Annotated in this window: 1 protein-coding gene; it reads left to right on the top strand. The window is 66.1% G+C overall.

Features of this window, described 5'->3' with window-relative positions; translation table 11 throughout:
- Window positions 1-959 (top strand): ATP-dependent Clp protease ATP-binding subunit ClpX (gene clpX, locus ACPCUX_RS18750; RefSeq protein ID WP_061269488.1); only part of this gene is annotated, 959 nt, incomplete at its 5' end.
- Window positions 960-971: the final 12 nt, after the last annotated feature.

Below are 971 nucleotides of genomic sequence, written 5' to 3'. Positions count from 1 at the left end.
CGGACTACGTGGAGCTGGCGAAGTCGAACATCTTGTTGATCGGTCCGACGGGGACGGGCAAGACGTATCTGGCGCAGACGTTGGCGCGGATGTTGAACGTGCCTTTCGCGATCGCGGACGCGACGGCGCTCACCGAGGCGGGGTATGTCGGTGAGGACGTGGAGAACATTCTGCTGAAGCTGGTGCAGGCGGCGGACTTCGACGTGAAGAAGGCTGAGACGGGCATCATCTACATCGATGAGATCGACAAGGTGGCGCGCAAGGCGGAGAACCCCTCGATCACGCGGGACGTGTCGGGTGAGGGTGTGCAGCAGGCGTTGTTGAAGATCATCGAGGGGACGTCGGCGTCGGTGCCGCCGCAGGGTGGTCGTAAGCATCCGCACCAGGAGTTCATCCAGGTGGACACCTCGAACGTGCTGTTCATCGTGGCGGGGGCTTTTGCGGGGTTGGACGACATCGTGGCGGCGCGGGCGCGCAAGCGGGGTGTGGGTTTTGGTGCGCCGATCGAGACGGGTGCAGGGGAGGACCTGTTCGCGCAGGTGCGCCCCGAGGATCTGCACCGGTTCGGGTTGATCCCGGAGTTCATCGGGCGCCTTCCGGTGATCGCGTCGGTGGCGGCGTTGGACCGGGAGGCGTTGGTGCGGATCCTGACCCAGCCGCGGAACGCGTTGGTGAAGCAGTATCAGCGGATGTTCGCGATCGACGGGGTGGAGCTGGAGTTCACCGAGGGTGCGGTCGAGGCGGTCGCGGAGCAGGCGTTGTTGCGTGGGACGGGGGCGCGGGGGTTGCGCGCGATCATGGAGGAGGTGTTGCAGCAGGTGATGTTCGACGTGCCGTCGCGTGATGACGTGGAGCGGGTCGTGATCACGCGTGAGGTCGTGCTGGACAACGTCAATCCCACGATCGTGCCGCGCACCACGACCGCGCGCGCCCGCACCCCGCGCGAGAAGTCCGCCTGACCCCGACGACCG

The organism is Cellulosimicrobium sp. AB352 (genome assembly GCF_049538415.1).
Taxonomy (GTDB): domain Bacteria; phylum Actinomycetota; class Actinomycetes; order Actinomycetales; family Cellulomonadaceae; genus Cellulosimicrobium; species Cellulosimicrobium funkei.
Note: the sequence above shows the minus strand (reverse complement) of the source record. Positions and strands in the feature narration are given on the sequence as shown.